This is a genomic window from Thermosulfurimonas dismutans, assembly GCF_001652585.1.
GTDB lineage: Bacteria > Desulfobacterota > Thermodesulfobacteria > Thermodesulfobacteriales > Thermodesulfobacteriaceae > Thermosulfurimonas > Thermosulfurimonas dismutans.
Genome location: NZ_LWLG01000011.1, coordinates 37250 through 50900, shown reverse-complemented (window position 1 = coordinate 50900; position 13651 = coordinate 37250). Strand labels below are relative to the sequence as shown.

Below are 13651 nucleotides of genomic sequence, written 5' to 3'. Positions count from 1 at the left end.
GTTGACAGGCTAAGCCACCGCCTGAGGCCTCAGGCGGTGGCTTCTAGCTGGTGAAGGGAGCGAGATCCTTTTTGTGCCCTACGAGGTAAAGAAGGTCGTCTTTTTCTATTACATAGTCGGCCGGGGGGAGTAGTTGAATCTTATCTGAAAAAGCCCTCTTGATGCCTATTACATAGACCCGATACCTCTTCCGAAGGTCAAGTTCCTTGAGGGTTTTCCCGACAAAGTCTGCCGGAGGGTAAACCTCGGCGATATAGAAGTCGGGAAGAAGAGGAAGAAAGTCTAGGAGGTTGGGCATCACCAAGGAACGGGCCAGTCTCACCGCCGAGTCTTTCTCAGGGATGATGACCCGATCGGCCCCGATAAGGGAAAGGATCTTCGCCCCCTCTTCGTTGAGGGCCTTGGCGATGATGTAAGGGGTCTCCAGTTCCTTGAGAAACAGAGTTACCAGCACGCTCTGAGCCAGGGCCCCGATGGCCACGATGGCGGTGTCTATTCTATGAAATCCCAGGTGTTCTAGGGTTTCCTTTTTGGTGGCGTCGGCCACCACGGCCTGCGCCACAAGCGGGCTTATTTCCTCAACCGCTTTTTCAGATCGATCGATGCAGATGACCTCCTGCCCCTGCTCGGCCAGGGTGCGGGCTAGATAACTCCCGAATCGTCCCAACCCGATGATACCGAAACGCTTCTTGGTCATTAACCCAGAAGGACCTCCTCTTTAGGATAATAAAACTCTTTGTGGCCAGCGGAAAGGCCCGTAAGAAGTATGGCTAGGGATAAGACCCCCACCCGTCCAATGAACATGGTGCCTATGATCACAAGTTTTTCAAAGTTGGAAAGTTCTGGGGTTAAACCGATTGAAAGTCCCACCGTCCCTAGGGCCGAGGTGACCTCGAAGAGCCTGGCCAGGAAATCAGAGCCCAGGTCCGAAAAGGGGCGGTGGGGTAGAGAAGAGACCAGCAAAAACTGAGCGGCAAAAATGACGAGGGCGTAAAGAGTTACCAGGGTAAGGGCTTTATGGAGGAGCTCTTCCGGGATGGTGCGTTTGAAGGCCATGGTTCGGGAGAGGCCCCTTAAACGACTCACGACCGAGGCCAGAAGGACCCCCAGAGTGGTGGTCTTGACACCACCACCAGTGGAACCGGGACAAGCCCCCACAAACATGAGAGAAATTAAAAGATATAGAGAGGCTTCACTGAAAGCGGTTAGATCTATGAGGTTGAAGCCGGCCGTTCGGGCACTGACACTAAGGAAGAGCGCGTTCATCAGCTTAGAAGGTAAGGGGAGGTTTTGGAAGGCCCCGGCGCGTTCAAACCAAAAAAAGAAGAAGCCTCCCATTAGTATCAGGACCAGGTGTATCGAGAGCGTGAGTTTTAGGTGCAGGGACCAGCTCCGGGGGCGACGGGAGCGTATGCGGTTTACGGTCTCAAAGATGATGGGGAACCCCGTATTCCCGGCTAGGACGGCCAGCATGATAACTCCCGGAAGGTAGTAGTTCCTCCTATAAGCGAGAAGGCCGTCCGGAAGATCTGAGAAGCCGGCGTTACAGAAGGCCGAGACCGCGTGAAAGGCGGCGTGAAACAGGGCTGAAGAAGGAGCAAAAAGCGGCATGAAGCCTAGAAATAATAAAATGGTTACCACGGCTTCTATAATCAAAGTATAGGAAATGATGGTCAGGAGCAGAGGTTTTAATCTTACTCCTTGATAAGGCGTAAAACTTTCCTTGAGGGCCAGACTTTCCTCGATGGGAACAGCCCTTCCAAAAAGGAGAAAAAACAGGGTGGAGAAGGTCATGATCCCGAGTCCACCCACCTGGATGAGCGCAAGCAGGACGATTTTGCCCGGAAGGGTGAAGGTATCGGCGGTATCTACCACTGTGAGACCAGTCACGCAGACGGCCGAGGTGGAGGTGAAAAGGGCGTCGAGAAAGGAGAGATGCCCCCGATGCATCCCAGGGAGAACCAGTAGGAGGCTTCCTAAAAGGGAGGCGATCGCGAAAGAGAAAACCAGATAGAAGGTCGAGCGTATAGGGGGCCGGACGGTAAACATCAGGTTTTCAGGGTCTTAAAGAAGTTTTGTACTTCCTGGAGCTTTTCGTAGGCCTTTCCGGATTCAAGGATCTCACGGGCAAGCTTCACCCCCCCTTTTAGATCCAAGGTCTTTTCCGCGGCGTAGAGGGCCGCTCCAGCGTTCAGTAACACCATGTCCCGCCGGGGCCCCGTATCCTTTCCGGAGAGTATGTTTTTTAGGATCCGGGCGTTTTCCTCTGCATCTCCGCCCTTAAGCTCCTCGGGGTCCTCGCAGCGCTCAAGCCCTACCTCCTCCGGGGTAACATAGTAGGTGGTGATCCGTTCGTCTCGGAGTTCAGAGACCTTGGTCCAGCCGGTCACGGTGAACTCGTCATAGCCTCCCTCTCCGAAGACCACGAGCGCCCGTCTCACCCTCAGGGCATCCAGGGCGTAGGCCATCTTCTCCGTGAGCCGGAAGTCAAAGACCCCGAGTACTTGGGTGTTTGCCAGGGCGGGATTGCAGAGAGGGCCCAAAAGGTTAAAGAGAGTCCGGAATCCCAGTTCGCGTCTTGGTCCCATGACGGCCTTTACCGCTGGGTGATAGGCTGGGGCAAAGAGAAAAGTAAAGCCTACCTCGGAAAGGGCCCTGGCCGCAAATTCCGGCGGGAGTTCGAGCGGGATACCCAAGGCCTCGAGCACGTCTGCGCTTCCCGAGCGGCTGGTGACGGAACGGTTTCCGTGTTTGGCCACCGGAATGCCCGCAGCCGCCACTACAAAGGCCGCTGCCGTAGAGACGTTGAAGGTACCCTTGGCGTCCCCTCCGGTTCCACAGGTATCCACCAGGGGCTGATCCTCAGGAAGACCGTGAGGCACCTTTACCATGCGTTTTCGCATAGCTCGGGCCGCTCCAGCTACCTCCTGCCAGGTTTCTCCCCTTATGCGCAGAGCACAAAGCAGGGCTCCGATCTGGGCCGGAGTGGCCCGGCCGTCCATGATGAGCCCAATGACCTCTGCAGCCTCTTCCTCCGTAAGCTCCTTCCCCTCGACCAGCTTGGCTAGATAGGGCTTGAGGTCTTCCATAAGTCCTTACCTCCCGCTCTTCGAAGTGTGAATAGTATTATAAAAGGTGTTAGCGACTAGTTTAAGTTGCTATCCCAGATTTCCGTTTAAGTGGGAATCTGGGGAACGAAACGATTAAGTGGGGTTCAGGGATTGCTATCTCAAATCGTGGTAAGTTAAGGAAAAATATGGATTTTGGGAAATATAGGTAGGTATGATTTAATAAAAAATTTTTTGAGAATTTGCGAGGTCCTGAAGAAAGTGATAAGAAGGAAGTAAATCCCGCAAAGGGGGGGAACATGGGTAAAAGAATCGTGGTGATCGGGGCGGTGGCTTGCGGTCCTAAGGCCGCTAGTCGGGCCAAAAGGCTTATGCCCGAGGCCGAGATAACTCTTATTGATAAGGACGATCTCATTTCTTACGGGGGATGTGGAATACCCTACTATGTCTCCGGCGATATCCCGGATGAGAACCAACTGCGAGAGACCTCCTTTCACATGTTGAGGGACGAGCACTATTTTCGCAATGCCAAGGGCCTGAACGTGCTGACCAAGACCCAGGCCACCGATATCGATCGGGAACGAAAGGTGGTTAAGGTAAAATGCCTCGATTCCGGTAAACAAGACGAGATTCCTTACGACAACTTGGTACTGGCTACGGGCTCTACCCCATTTATGCCGCCCATTCCGGGAAGAGATCTTGACGGGGTTTTTGCTATCTCCAATCTGCACAAGGCCATAGAGATCAAAAGCAGGCTGGCCCGGGGAGAGGTGGAACGGGTGGTGGTAATCGGAGCCGGGCCCATAGGGCTTGAGATGGCCGAGGCCTTCTCCGATCTATGGGGAGTTGAGACAACGGTGCTTGAGTATTTTGATCAGGTGCTTCCTCGTCTGGTGGATCCACCTTTGGCCCGCATGGTGGAACATCACCTCCGGGAAAAGGGCGTAAAGGTAGTACTTAACGCCCGGATAAAGGAAATCCGTGGAAAAGACGGTAAGGTTACGGAGGTGGTGGAGGAAAACGGTATCTATCCTGCCGATCTGGTGCTATTTGCCACCGGGGTGAGGCCCAATACCGAATTGGCCCAGAAGGCAGGACTTTTAGTTTCGCCGCTTACCCGCGGGATTGTGGTGAACGATCGGCTACAGACCTCAGATCCGGCCATCTACGCCGGGGGCGATTGTGTAGAAATCCCCCACCTAGTGCTGGGGAAAAGAGTGGTCATGCCTCTGGGGTCTCTAGCCAACCGCGAGGGACGGGTGATCGGAGACAACCTTGCTGGCCGACCCACCAAGTTTCCGGGCACTGTAGGGGCCTTCATCATGAAATGTTTCGATCTGGCCATCGGGGCCTGCGGCATCTCGCTTTCAGTGGCCCGGGCCGAGGGTTTCGACGCCATCTACGCCCTCAACAACCAGACCGAGCGGGCCCATTACTATCCCGAGGCCGATTTTATCTTCGTGGAACTGGTGGTGGACCGCGTAACCAGACGAGTGCTCGGCTTTCAGGCTGTGGGGCCCAAGACTGACGGGACGCTGGCCCGTATACACGCTATATCTTCTATTTTACCCCATAGACCCACGGTGGAAGACCTTATAGGGCTCGAGCTGGCCTATGCTCCGCCCTTCAACTCCGCACTCGATCCCATCCATGACGTAGCACACACTGCGGAGAACATTCTGACCGGTCTTCTGGTGCAGATCGATTGGGAGGAGGTCCTACGTAGGCTCCGCGAAGGAGATCCTAATACGGTTTTCGTGGATACGCGTCATCCCAAGGAAGCCGAACCTCTGGTCAAGAAGTATCCGGGACGCTGGATCCATGTGGAATACGATAAGGTGCGGGCCAATTTGGATAAGATTCCGCGGGATAAAGACATAATTCTTATCTGTAATTCTTCCCGACGAGCTTATGAGGCTCAGCGGTGGCTTATGGCTGCGGGGTATAAGAATACTTATGTCCCTCCGGGCGGACTCAACTTCCTTAGACGCTGGGGAGTGGAACTTTAGAGATTTCCCCCGGAGCTAATACCAGCTCCGGGGGTCTCTTTTAGCCTCGCAGGTTAATCCTTTTTCTTGGTCCGGCGTTTGAACTCTACCCAATCCTTCATGGCTTGAAGGTTTTTGTTCAAAAACCAACGGCCGTTAGCAAAGACCCCGTAGTCAGCCCCGCTCATGGCCGAAGCAAAACGCACGGAGTTGGCGTAAAAGAGCCATTGTTCCACCCACATTTTCTCGATGGCCTCATCAAAGATGCTCGAGGGAAGTCCCTGTGCCAGGCCCTCTTTCCAGGCCATTAGCACGATCTGAGTGGCGGCTAGGGTCTGCTGGTTGGTGATCTCGATGGTTTTGTGAAGCCGGGTAAAGAAACCTTCCACCCAGGTGGTGGCGTGGCAGGCGGAGCACACCCTCTTCATACGGGTCTGGCGACGTTTCATCTCTTTTTTGTCGATGAGGAATTCTGTTACAGGCTCTCCGGTAAGTTCGGTGGGAAGAGATAGTCCCGCTTTGTTCTTTATGATAGTAGTGTCAGATTCCTTGGGGTGGGGATGGGCATAGATGAGACCAAAAAGCCGCCAGGCGTTCCTATCGTTCATCTGGTGAGTCCTCTCCACTATTACAGCTCCGTCCTTGTCCACCAGGAGGCTTACGTGACAGGTAGCACAAGTGGGGGCCTTGAAATCCTCGCCTACCTTCCAAGGTACGGCTTTAAAATTCCATTGTTTTCCTTGAGATTGGAAAATGTTCCCGTGTTTGCTCACTACGTAGACTTTATAGGCTGGCACATCCGGGCCTTTGTGACACTGCGCACAGGTGTAGGGTTTTCGAGCAATTTCTATAGAGAAAGAGTGTCGGGGATGACAAGAGGTGCAGGCCCCCTCCGAACCGTCGGGGTTGATCCTGCCCGTTCCCTGGTTGGGCCATCCCGAAAGCACCGGGAATTCCATCTCTCCCATGGGGGTGTCTCGCGAGGTTAACCCTTTGACTTCCACCTTGGTCCCGTGACAGGAAAAACAGGCGTCGGCCTGCGTAAGGGGATGAGAAGGGAGATAGACTAGCCTACCTTTCTCTAGCTTCTGCGGCCCTAAAGAGGTCTCGACGAGCCCGTGATAGACGGGGTTATTCTTGAGGTTGCGATAGGCCTTGGACATGAGATTGTGCTCGTATTCCTTTACCTCCTTGGGATGGCAAGTCTCGCAATCCTTGGGAGTTACCACCACATGAATCCTGAAACCGTTGTGTTCGAAAGTGTCCTGGTGAGAGTCAGGATTGAGGGTATGACACTCGGCACATCCTACCACTACACCTTTCTTGTCTTCGGGGACCTGAGAGGTGCTGATTCGTCTTGCAAGAGGGGCTTTTTTCAGGGCCTCCTCGGGAGTGATCTGGGCATGCAGGCTTTCCCTCCAGTCTGCTACAATACCTGGTGTAAGAGCCTCGTGACATTCCAGACAGGTTTGGGTATCCTCGCTTATCGAAGAATTCGCCCAAGCCTTTCCGGCGAGCAGAAAAAGGGCCAGGCTCCAAACCCAAAAGCTTTTTAATTTCATGGTCGCTCTCCCTAGCGTAGATTTGACTTCAATATTAAGTTATAAACTCATTTATATAAAATACCAAATCTTTTTTGGGCCCAAGGTCTTGAAATATTGTTAAGAAACTTCCTTTTGATAGTTATTTAGGAATATTTCATAATTTTGTAAAGAAAAGTAAAAATTTACAAAAACTTAAAAGTGGTATAAATAAGCCGGACAGCGGTAGGGAGGGATAGATTGAAGTTGATTTACATAGGCCTCGGGGGATGCCTCGGGGCCGTCTGTCGCTATCTGGTAAGTGGTTGGTTTCTCCGTTTTGGGGTGGACTTTCCTTTAGGTACTCTGGCGGTGAATCTCCTAGGGTCGTTTGCCTTGGGTTTTCTCATGAGTCTTGCTACCGGAACGCTTTATGTAAGCCCGGCGGTAAGATTCTTTCTGGCCGTGGGTTTTCTGGGCTCCTTTACCACTTTTTCTACTTTCGCCTACGAGACCAATGAACTTTTGAAGAGTGGAGAATGGCTCCTTACCGCTCTTAACGCTTTGGGTAGCTTTATTTTGGGTATAATAGGGGTAAGATTGGGAGAACTTTTGGCTCAGGTGTTGATTAGATGAAAGAAAAATGTGTGTTGCTTTCCATTTATGTGGACGAAGATGAAAAACTGGGGAAAAAGCCCCTTTATAAGGTCATTTTGGACTTTCTTCGAGAAAGAGATATTCACGGACTTACCCTATTTAAAGGGGTTTATGGTTACGGGCCGGATAAAAAAGTCCACTCTGCAAGCCTCCTTAGGGCTTCGGAGAATTTGCCTCTGAAAATAGAGGTTGTTGAGACCCTAGAGAAGGTGGAGGACATTCTTCCCGAGCTTGAGAGAATCCTTACCCGGGGTATGATTACCGTAACCGAGCTTTATACCATCTGTCATAAGAATCCTCCCTGTGAAAATGATTAAGTCTGTACGAGGATTTAAGGACATTTTGCCGGAAGAAACTCCGGCCTGGAGCTGGCTTGAGGCCCAAGCCCGAGAGATTCTTGTCCGCTATGGATTTCGGGAAATCCGGGTTCCTATTTTGGAAAAGACTGAACTGTTTGCCCGCAGTATTGGCGAGGCCACTGATATTGTGGAAAAGGAGATGTACACCTTTGTGGATCGTAATCAGGAAAGGTTGACCCTGCGGCCGGAAGCCACTGCGGGCATAGTGAGAGCTTTTATTGAACATGGTTTACACAACCGTCCCAAGCCTATTAAACTCTTTACCATTGGTCCCATGTTCCGACATGAACGTCCCCAGAAAGGCCGACTGCGTCAGTTTCACCAGATTGATGTGGAAGTCTTTGGCGCCCAATCTCCGGGTACGGATGCCGAACTGGTAGTGATGGCCTTGGATATCCTTGAAGCCGGTGGAGCCCGGAATTTAAGGCTTGAAATAAACTCATTGGGCTGTCCAGATTGTCGAGTGCCTTTTCGGGAAGAACTGAGAGAGTTTCTCCTTGCTCGTAAAGAGCGTCTTTGTGAGGATTGTCAGAGACGGGCCGAACGCAATCCTTTGCGGGCTTTGGACTGTAAAAACGAAGTCTGCCAGGCTGAGTATCGGGAGGCCCCCGAGCTTACCAATTTTCTCTGTGAAGACTGTCGTGCCCACTACGAAGCTTTTAAAGCCTACCTTTCCGAGGCCGAAGTGAGCTACCAAGTAAATCCTAGGCTGGTCCGGGGCCTGGATTACTACACGCGGACCATCTTTGAAATCAAAGCCCCAGGACTCGGGGCTCAGGATACGGTAGCTGCCGGTGGGCGCTACGATGGATTAGTTTCCGCCCTTGGAGGACCGGATACTCCGGCGGTGGGTTTTGCCATCGGTATAGAGAGGTGGCTTCTGGTTTCTGAGCTTCCTGCGGAACTCGAAAGTCCGCCTGAGCTTTTTATCGCCCCTCTTGGAGAAGAGGCTGCTCGGGTGACTCTCAGACTTGCCCGGAGTCTGCGAGCTAGGGGTATCCGGGTAGAGGCCGACTACGAGGGGCGCCGTCTCAAAGCCCTCCTGCGGCAGGCCGATCGTCTTTCCGCAAGAAAGGTCTTGATCCTTGGCGAGGATGAACTCCAGAAAAAAGAAGCCCTTCTTAAGGATCTTGAGACCAGGACTCAGGAGCCTCTTCCTTTTGAAAATCTTACCGATCTTGTCAATCGTATTTTGATAGATCTGCGATTCTAATGCTTGAGGCCCTGATTCTCTTTTTTTCGGCTTTTGTTCACGGGCTTGCAGGTTTTGCTTTTGCTCTATTGGCTGTCCCTTTACTCTCCCTAATTCGTCCCCTTTCCGAAATTGTTCCGGTGATCGCTCTTTGGGGATTCACCATGAACCTTATTTTATTTTGGCTTATGAGGAGAAGCTTTAGACTGAAACCTGTATTGGGGCTTCTCCTGGGAGCTATTCCGGGGATCTTTCTGGGAGCCGAGGCCCTTAGCCTTTTTCCGGAGAAGATCCTGCGGTTTGTCCTTTTCTTTACGGTCTCAGGATATTGTCTCTGGGAATGTTTCCCTAGATTCAGGAAGATACAGCTTTCACCACTTTGGGGCCCGGTTTTCGGGTTTATGGCCGGTTTTCTGGGCGGGATGCTCAACACCCCTGGGCCACCGGTGGTGATTTATGTCAATCTACTGCGAGTGGGAAAGGACGAGCTCAAGAGTGCTCTTCAGGGGGTATTCATGGTCATGGTGGGTTTTATGATTCTGGCCCATGGACTTTACGGGCGATTGGGGGATTCCACTTTGAAGGCCTATCTGCTCTATCTTCCGGCTGTTCTTTTCGGGATGGCCTTAGGCCAAGGACTTTATCGTCGGATAGGCGAGGTTTCTTATCATCGTGTTATACATCTGTTTCTCTTCCTTTCGGCTCTGGCGGCCCTTCTTAGGGCTTTTTAGCCTTCTTGCGAAAAGACTACAATCAGAATAGATTGAGGGGAAATAAGGAATAAGGGGGCCTATTTTTGAAGGTTAGGCACTGGATGATAAAAAAGGTGGTTACGGTCTCTCCAGAGGACTCCTTGGAGAAGGCGGTGCAGCTCATGAAACTCCATTCCATAAGACACCTTCCGGTGGTGGAAGATGGGCGATTGGTGGGGTTGGTTACCGAAAGTACTATTCGCCAGTATGCCCGGCCAGAGGAGTTAGGGAAACCTCTTAGGGAGATCATGATCCTTAATCCCATCACGGTTTCCCCGGATACCACCATTGATGCGGCGGCCCGGATCATTTATCGGCACAAAATCGGCGGTCTCCCGGTGGTGGAAGGCGATCGCTTGGTGGGGATCATCACTATTACGGATATCCTGGAGGCCTTTATTGAACTTATGGGACTTTTGCGTTCGAGCAGTCGGCTTGACGTTATTCCTCGAGAGCCGGAAGGCCTTGATGGGGTCCTTGAGATCGTCCGCGCCCACGGAGGAAAGGTGATCTCTATTGGCATGGATGTGGAACCGAGTGGCGAGAAGATCTACTTTATCCGCCTTGAACGCATGCCATTGGAACCTTTGGCTTCGGCCCTGGAGGTGGCTGGCCACCGGGTCATATCGGTGGTGGACTGAATATCTTTAGAGGAGGCGTCTTATGGGGGAGTTCAAGGTACGGAAAACCATTGACGAGATCAACGAGAAGATTCGGCGAGGGGAAGCGGTGGTGGTGACCGCGGAGGAAATGGTAAAAATCGTGAAGGAAGTAGGGCCAGAGGAGGCCGCTCGCGAGGTGGATGTGGTCACCACTGGGACCTTTTCGCCCATGTGTTCCTCCGGGGCCTTCATCAACTTTGGGCACACTGTACCCACTATTAAGGCCTACCGGGTGTGGCTTAACGGGGTTCCGGCCTACGCCGGGCTTGCGGCCGTAGACATTTACCTCGGGGCTACGGAGCCTGTGGAGGACGATCCCCTAAATAAAGTTTTCCCGGGCGAGTTCCGTTACGGTGGGGGACACGTAATTCATGATCTGGTGGCCGGCAAGAAGGTTTATCTGAAGGCCGTGGCTTACGGCACTCACTGTTATCCACGCAAAGAATATGAAGCTGAGATCACCCTCAAGGATCTCCCCTACGCCGTGCTCTGCAATCCCCGCAATGCCTATCAGAACTATAACTGCGCCATTAACCTTTCTGATAAAACCATTTATACCTATATGGGGATTTTGCGTCCCAAGGCGGCCAACGCCAATTATGCCACTGCCGGTCAACTCTCCCCCCTTCTGAAAGACCCTTATCTCAAGACCATCGGGATCGGTACTAGGATTTTCTTAGGTGGGGCCAAAGGGTATGTGATCTGGGCCGGGACACAGCACAACATGAAGGTTAAACGCACGGAGAAAGGGGCTCCCCTTACTCCGGGGGCTACCTTGATGGTAATCGGGAACCTTAAGGAGATGGATCCGCGCTGGATCGTGGGCACTAGTCACCTGGGTTATGGTTGTTCCTTGGCCGTGGGGCTAGGTATTCCTATCCCCATTCTGAACGAAGAAGTGGCCATGTATGCCGGTCTGGGTGATGAGGATCTTTTTACCCAGGTAGTGGACTATGCTTACGACTACCCCAACGGCATCAAGCGGAACTATGGAATCGTAAGCTACGCCGAGCTCAAGAGCGGAAAGATCAAGGTCCTGGATAAGGAAGTGCCCACGGTTCCCATTTCGAGTTATGTTCGGGCCAAGGAAATTGCCGAGATCCTAAAAGATTGGATCAAGAAAGGCGAGATGCTCCTTACTGAACCGGTGGCCCCCATACCAGGGGCTGATCTCTTCCCTTTTAGATCTTCAGGCTAGTGATTCCGGAGAGCTTAAAGAAAGTCTTTGAGGGCCACCGTCGAGTGGCGGTGGCCCTGTCCGGAGGGGTGGACAGTGCCGTTCTCCTAGCTTTGGCCATCCGGACTTTGGGAAGGGACTCCGTCCTCGCTATTACCGCCACGGGGCCGATCTTCCCCCCAGAGGAAAGCGAGCTAGCAAGGAGGACGGCAGGCCATCTTGGAGTTGAACATTATGAAGTAAAATTTGAGCCCCTCAGTCTCCCGGCCTTTCGGGAAAATCCTCCTGATCGCTGTTATCACTGCAAAAAGGCCCTTTTTGAGAAATTTTACGAAGTGGCCAGGGCCTGGGGAGCTGAAGCCGTTTGGGACGGGACCCAACTGGACGATCTTTTTGAAGATAGGCCGGGCTTAAGGGCTTTGAAGGAACTGGGCGTAGAAAGCCCTCTTCTTGCGGGAGGGCTTAACAAGACCGAGGTGCGGAAACTGGCTAGAAAACTGGGACTTCCCCAGGCTGAAAAAACGTCCTCGCCGTGTTTGGCTACCCGTTTTCCTCCTGGAGAACCCGTGACCGAGGAGGCCTTGAAAATGGTCTATGAGGCCGAAAGGAAGTTGAAAGACTTATTGAAAGTGCAACCTTTGAGAGTGAGATATCTCAGAGGAGAAGCCCGGGTAGAGGTCCCGGAAGGGGCCCTTGAGAGGGCTTTTTATAATAGAGAAATTTGGGTCAAATCCTTGAAACTACTGGGCTTTAAAAAGGTATCACTGGACTTGGAAGGTTACGGGCGTAAGTCGTGAAATAAGGCTTTTTATAGTTTTTGGGGCATATTCTTTCGGTTCAATAAGCCCTTCTTTTTATATTCTTTAACAAGAACAAGCTCAAACCTTGTCCCGGGGATCAAATTCAGGTAACTTTTTCATAAGGCCGGGTAAGGGGAGCGTTTCGATGAGTGTCCTTTTAGAAAAAAATTTACAGGATATTCGCAACCATCTCCTTGAGATGTGCCGTCTGGTGGTGGAGATGGTGCGATCGGCGGTTACGGCCTTTGAGAAGCGGGACCCGGAGTTGGCCGAAAAGGTCATCGCTCAGGATATGCGGGTGGACGCCCTGGATGTTGCCATTGACAGGCTTTGTCTGGAAACCATTGCTCTTAAACATCCGGTGGCTAGTGATCTTCGTTTCGTGGTTTCTACTCTGGATATGATCCGAGATCTGGAGAGGTTGGGAGATCAGGCAGTAAATATTGCGGAGAGGGTGCCGCGTCTTTTAGCCTTACCGCACGTCTTTACCTGTCCCGTTGATCTTTCAGAGATGGCCCGTAAGGCCCTGCGGATGCTCGAAGAAGTCATCAATGCCTTTGTGGGCCGAGATGCCCAAAAGGCTCGGGAGATAAAGTCCTGGGATGATGAGGTGGATCGTTACAAAAAGTTGGTGATCGAGAAAATCGTGGATTGCATGGAGAAGAATCCTCAGACCACCAGGATCGGGGTGGAGTATATTGTAGTGGCTCAGAATCTTGAGAGGGTGGCGGATCTGGCCACCAATATCGCGGAAGAAATTGTTTACATCGTAGAAGGGAAAGTGGTGAAACATGAGAAGGTCCTTCCTGAGAAAACGGAAGAGAAAGAGAAGCCCTATCTGTTTGATCTTCTTGAAAGGCATGCCAGGCTGGTGATTGAGTGCACGGAGCGTTTGCCCCTGGCTTTGGAGGCCTACTTTAAGGGAGATAAAGAGCGTTTGGAGGAGATTTCTCGGGACATCATTGATATCGAGAGGGAAGCCGATCGCTTAAAACAAAACATAAGAGGACATTTACCCTATGGCATTATTACGCCGGTGGATAAGTTCGAATTGTTTCTGTATCTTAAAGAGCAGGATGCTGTAGCGGATGCTGCGGAAGACATCCTGAAATGGCTAACCTTTAAGCAAGTTGCCGTCCCGGAGGTTCTGTCCTCCAAGATTTTGAAACTTCTTGAAGAAAATGTGAAGACTGCGGAGTTTTTGGGGCCTCTTATTGAGAAATCTCGTTTGTACATCGAGAGGGGGGATGAGGCTTCCAGACAGGATGCCAAGGAAATCGTGCGCGAAATACGACGTCGCGAACACGAAAACGATCTTTTCTCGACCGAGATCAAAAGGGAGGTCTTTGCCCTTGATACCGATTTTTCAAGAGTTTATTTTTTACTCCAGCTACTGGAATACATAGGTGAAATTTCCGGACGCTCGGAAAACGCGGCCGATCTCATGCGGGCCATGATCGCGAAGGCCTAAAGGAG

At 51.9% G+C, this 13651-nt stretch carries 13 protein-coding genes; 9 read left to right on the top strand and 4 right to left on the bottom strand.

Annotated features, from left to right (window positions below; translation table 11 throughout):
* Window positions 1-43: 43 nt before the first annotated feature.
* Genes TDIS_RS07420 through trpD form a run of 3 tightly spaced genes read right to left on the bottom strand, consistent with a single transcriptional unit; the run spans window position 44 to window position 3089 of the window.
* On the bottom strand, window positions 44-697 hold the full coding sequence (locus TDIS_RS07420) for a potassium channel family protein (RefSeq protein WP_068670894.1): 654 nt from the start codon (window positions 695-697) through the stop codon (window positions 44-46).
* Window positions 697-2049 (bottom strand): TrkH family potassium uptake protein, encoded by a 1353-nt coding sequence (locus TDIS_RS07415; protein WP_068670892.1) that lies wholly within the window; start codon window positions 2047-2049, stop codon window positions 697-699. Before TDIS_RS07415 ends, TDIS_RS07420 begins: the two co-directional genes overlap by 1 nt.
* On the bottom strand, window positions 2049-3089 hold the full coding sequence (trpD, locus tag TDIS_RS07410; protein WP_068670890.1) for an anthranilate phosphoribosyltransferase: 1041 nt from the start codon (window positions 3087-3089) through the stop codon (window positions 2049-2051). Before trpD ends, TDIS_RS07415 begins: the two co-directional genes overlap by 1 nt.
* Window positions 3090-3367: 278 nt before the next feature.
* Here trpD and TDIS_RS07405 point away from each other — a divergent pair, with 278 nt between their 5' ends.
* Window positions 3368-5077: an FAD-dependent oxidoreductase gene (locus TDIS_RS07405; RefSeq protein WP_068670888.1), complete on the top strand. Its 1710-nt coding sequence runs from the start codon at window positions 3368-3370 to the stop codon at window positions 5075-5077.
* 53 nt (window positions 5078-5130) lie between these two features.
* Here TDIS_RS07405 and TDIS_RS07400 read toward each other — a convergent pair whose 3' ends face one another.
* Entirely contained in the window at window positions 5131-6618 is a 1488-nt protein-coding gene (locus TDIS_RS07400) for a multiheme c-type cytochrome (RefSeq protein ID WP_068670886.1), read from the bottom strand.
* Between the two features lie 219 nt (window positions 6619-6837).
* Between TDIS_RS07400 and crcB the strand changes: the two genes are divergently transcribed.
* The 8 genes from crcB (at window position 6838) to phoU (ending at window position 13646) form a co-directional block, all read left to right on the top strand.
* Complete coding sequence (gene crcB, locus TDIS_RS07395; protein ID WP_068670884.1) at window positions 6838-7212, top strand: fluoride efflux transporter CrcB; 375 nt, start codon at window positions 6838-6840, stop codon at window positions 7210-7212.
* Window positions 7209-7550 (top strand): DUF190 domain-containing protein, encoded by a 342-nt coding sequence (locus TDIS_RS07390; RefSeq protein ID WP_068670882.1) that lies wholly within the window; start codon window positions 7209-7211, stop codon window positions 7548-7550. The genes crcB and TDIS_RS07390 overlap by 4 nt, the downstream gene beginning before the upstream one ends.
* Entirely contained in the window at window positions 7543-8805 is a 1263-nt protein-coding gene (gene hisS / locus TDIS_RS07385; RefSeq protein ID WP_068670880.1) for a histidine--tRNA ligase, read from the top strand. Before TDIS_RS07390 ends, hisS begins: the two co-directional genes overlap by 8 nt.
* A complete protein-coding gene (locus TDIS_RS07380; RefSeq protein ID WP_068670878.1) occupies window positions 8805-9515 on the top strand; it encodes a sulfite exporter TauE/SafE family protein in 711 nt (236 codons plus the stop codon). Before hisS ends, TDIS_RS07380 begins: the two co-directional genes overlap by 1 nt.
* Before the next feature lie 65 nt (window positions 9516-9580).
* Window positions 9581-10177 carry a CBS domain-containing protein gene (locus TDIS_RS07375; RefSeq protein ID WP_068670876.1) on the top strand — a complete coding sequence of 199 codons (597 nt, stop codon included), beginning with the start codon at window positions 9581-9583 and terminating at the stop codon, window positions 10175-10177.
* 22 nt (window positions 10178-10199) lie between these two features.
* The gene (locus tag TDIS_RS07370) at window positions 10200-11396 is read left to right on the top strand and encodes a homocysteine biosynthesis protein (RefSeq protein ID WP_068670874.1); all 1197 of its coding nucleotides are present in this window, start codon (window positions 10200-10202) and stop codon (window positions 11394-11396) included.
* Window positions 11396-12172, top strand: a complete 777-nt coding sequence (gene larE, locus TDIS_RS07365) for an ATP-dependent sacrificial sulfur transferase LarE (protein WP_068670872.1) — start codon at window positions 11396-11398, stop codon at window positions 12170-12172. The genes TDIS_RS07370 and larE overlap by 1 nt, the downstream gene beginning before the upstream one ends.
* Before the next feature lie 148 nt (window positions 12173-12320).
* Entirely contained in the window at window positions 12321-13646 is a 1326-nt protein-coding gene (gene phoU / locus TDIS_RS07360; protein ID WP_068670870.1) for a phosphate signaling complex protein PhoU, read from the top strand.
* Window positions 13647-13651: the final 5 nt, after the last annotated feature.

Excerpts from the sequence above, each read along its gene's own strand:
- TDIS_RS07420 (WP_068670894.1), bottom strand. The coding sequence starts at position 697 with ATGACCAAGAAGCGTTTCGGTATCATCGGGTTGGGACGATTCGGGAGT.
- TDIS_RS07390 (WP_068670882.1), top strand. The coding sequence starts at position 7,209 with ATGAAAGAAAAATGTGTGTTGCTTTCCATTTATGTGGACGAAGATGAA.
- TDIS_RS07400 (WP_068670886.1), bottom strand. The coding sequence starts at position 6,618 with ATGAAATTAAAAAGCTTTTGGGTTTGGAGCCTGGCCCTTTTTCTGCTC.
- trpD (WP_068670890.1), bottom strand. The coding sequence starts at position 3,089 with ATGGAAGACCTCAAGCCCTATCTAGCCAAGCTGGTCGAGGGGAAGGAG.
- phoU (WP_068670870.1), top strand. The coding sequence starts at position 12,321 with ATGAGTGTCCTTTTAGAAAAAAATTTACAGGATATTCGCAACCATCTC.
- hisS (WP_068670880.1), top strand. The coding sequence starts at position 7,543 with ATGATTAAGTCTGTACGAGGATTTAAGGACATTTTGCCGGAAGAAACT.
- TDIS_RS07415 (WP_068670892.1), bottom strand. The coding sequence starts at position 2,049 with ATGTTTACCGTCCGGCCCCCTATACGCTCGACCTTCTATCTGGTTTTC.
- TDIS_RS07380 (WP_068670878.1), top strand. The coding sequence starts at position 8,805 with ATGCTTGAGGCCCTGATTCTCTTTTTTTCGGCTTTTGTTCACGGGCTT.
- TDIS_RS07405 (WP_068670888.1), top strand. The coding sequence starts at position 3,368 with ATGGGTAAAAGAATCGTGGTGATCGGGGCGGTGGCTTGCGGTCCTAAG.
- TDIS_RS07370 (WP_068670874.1), top strand. The coding sequence starts at position 10,200 with ATGGGGGAGTTCAAGGTACGGAAAACCATTGACGAGATCAACGAGAAG.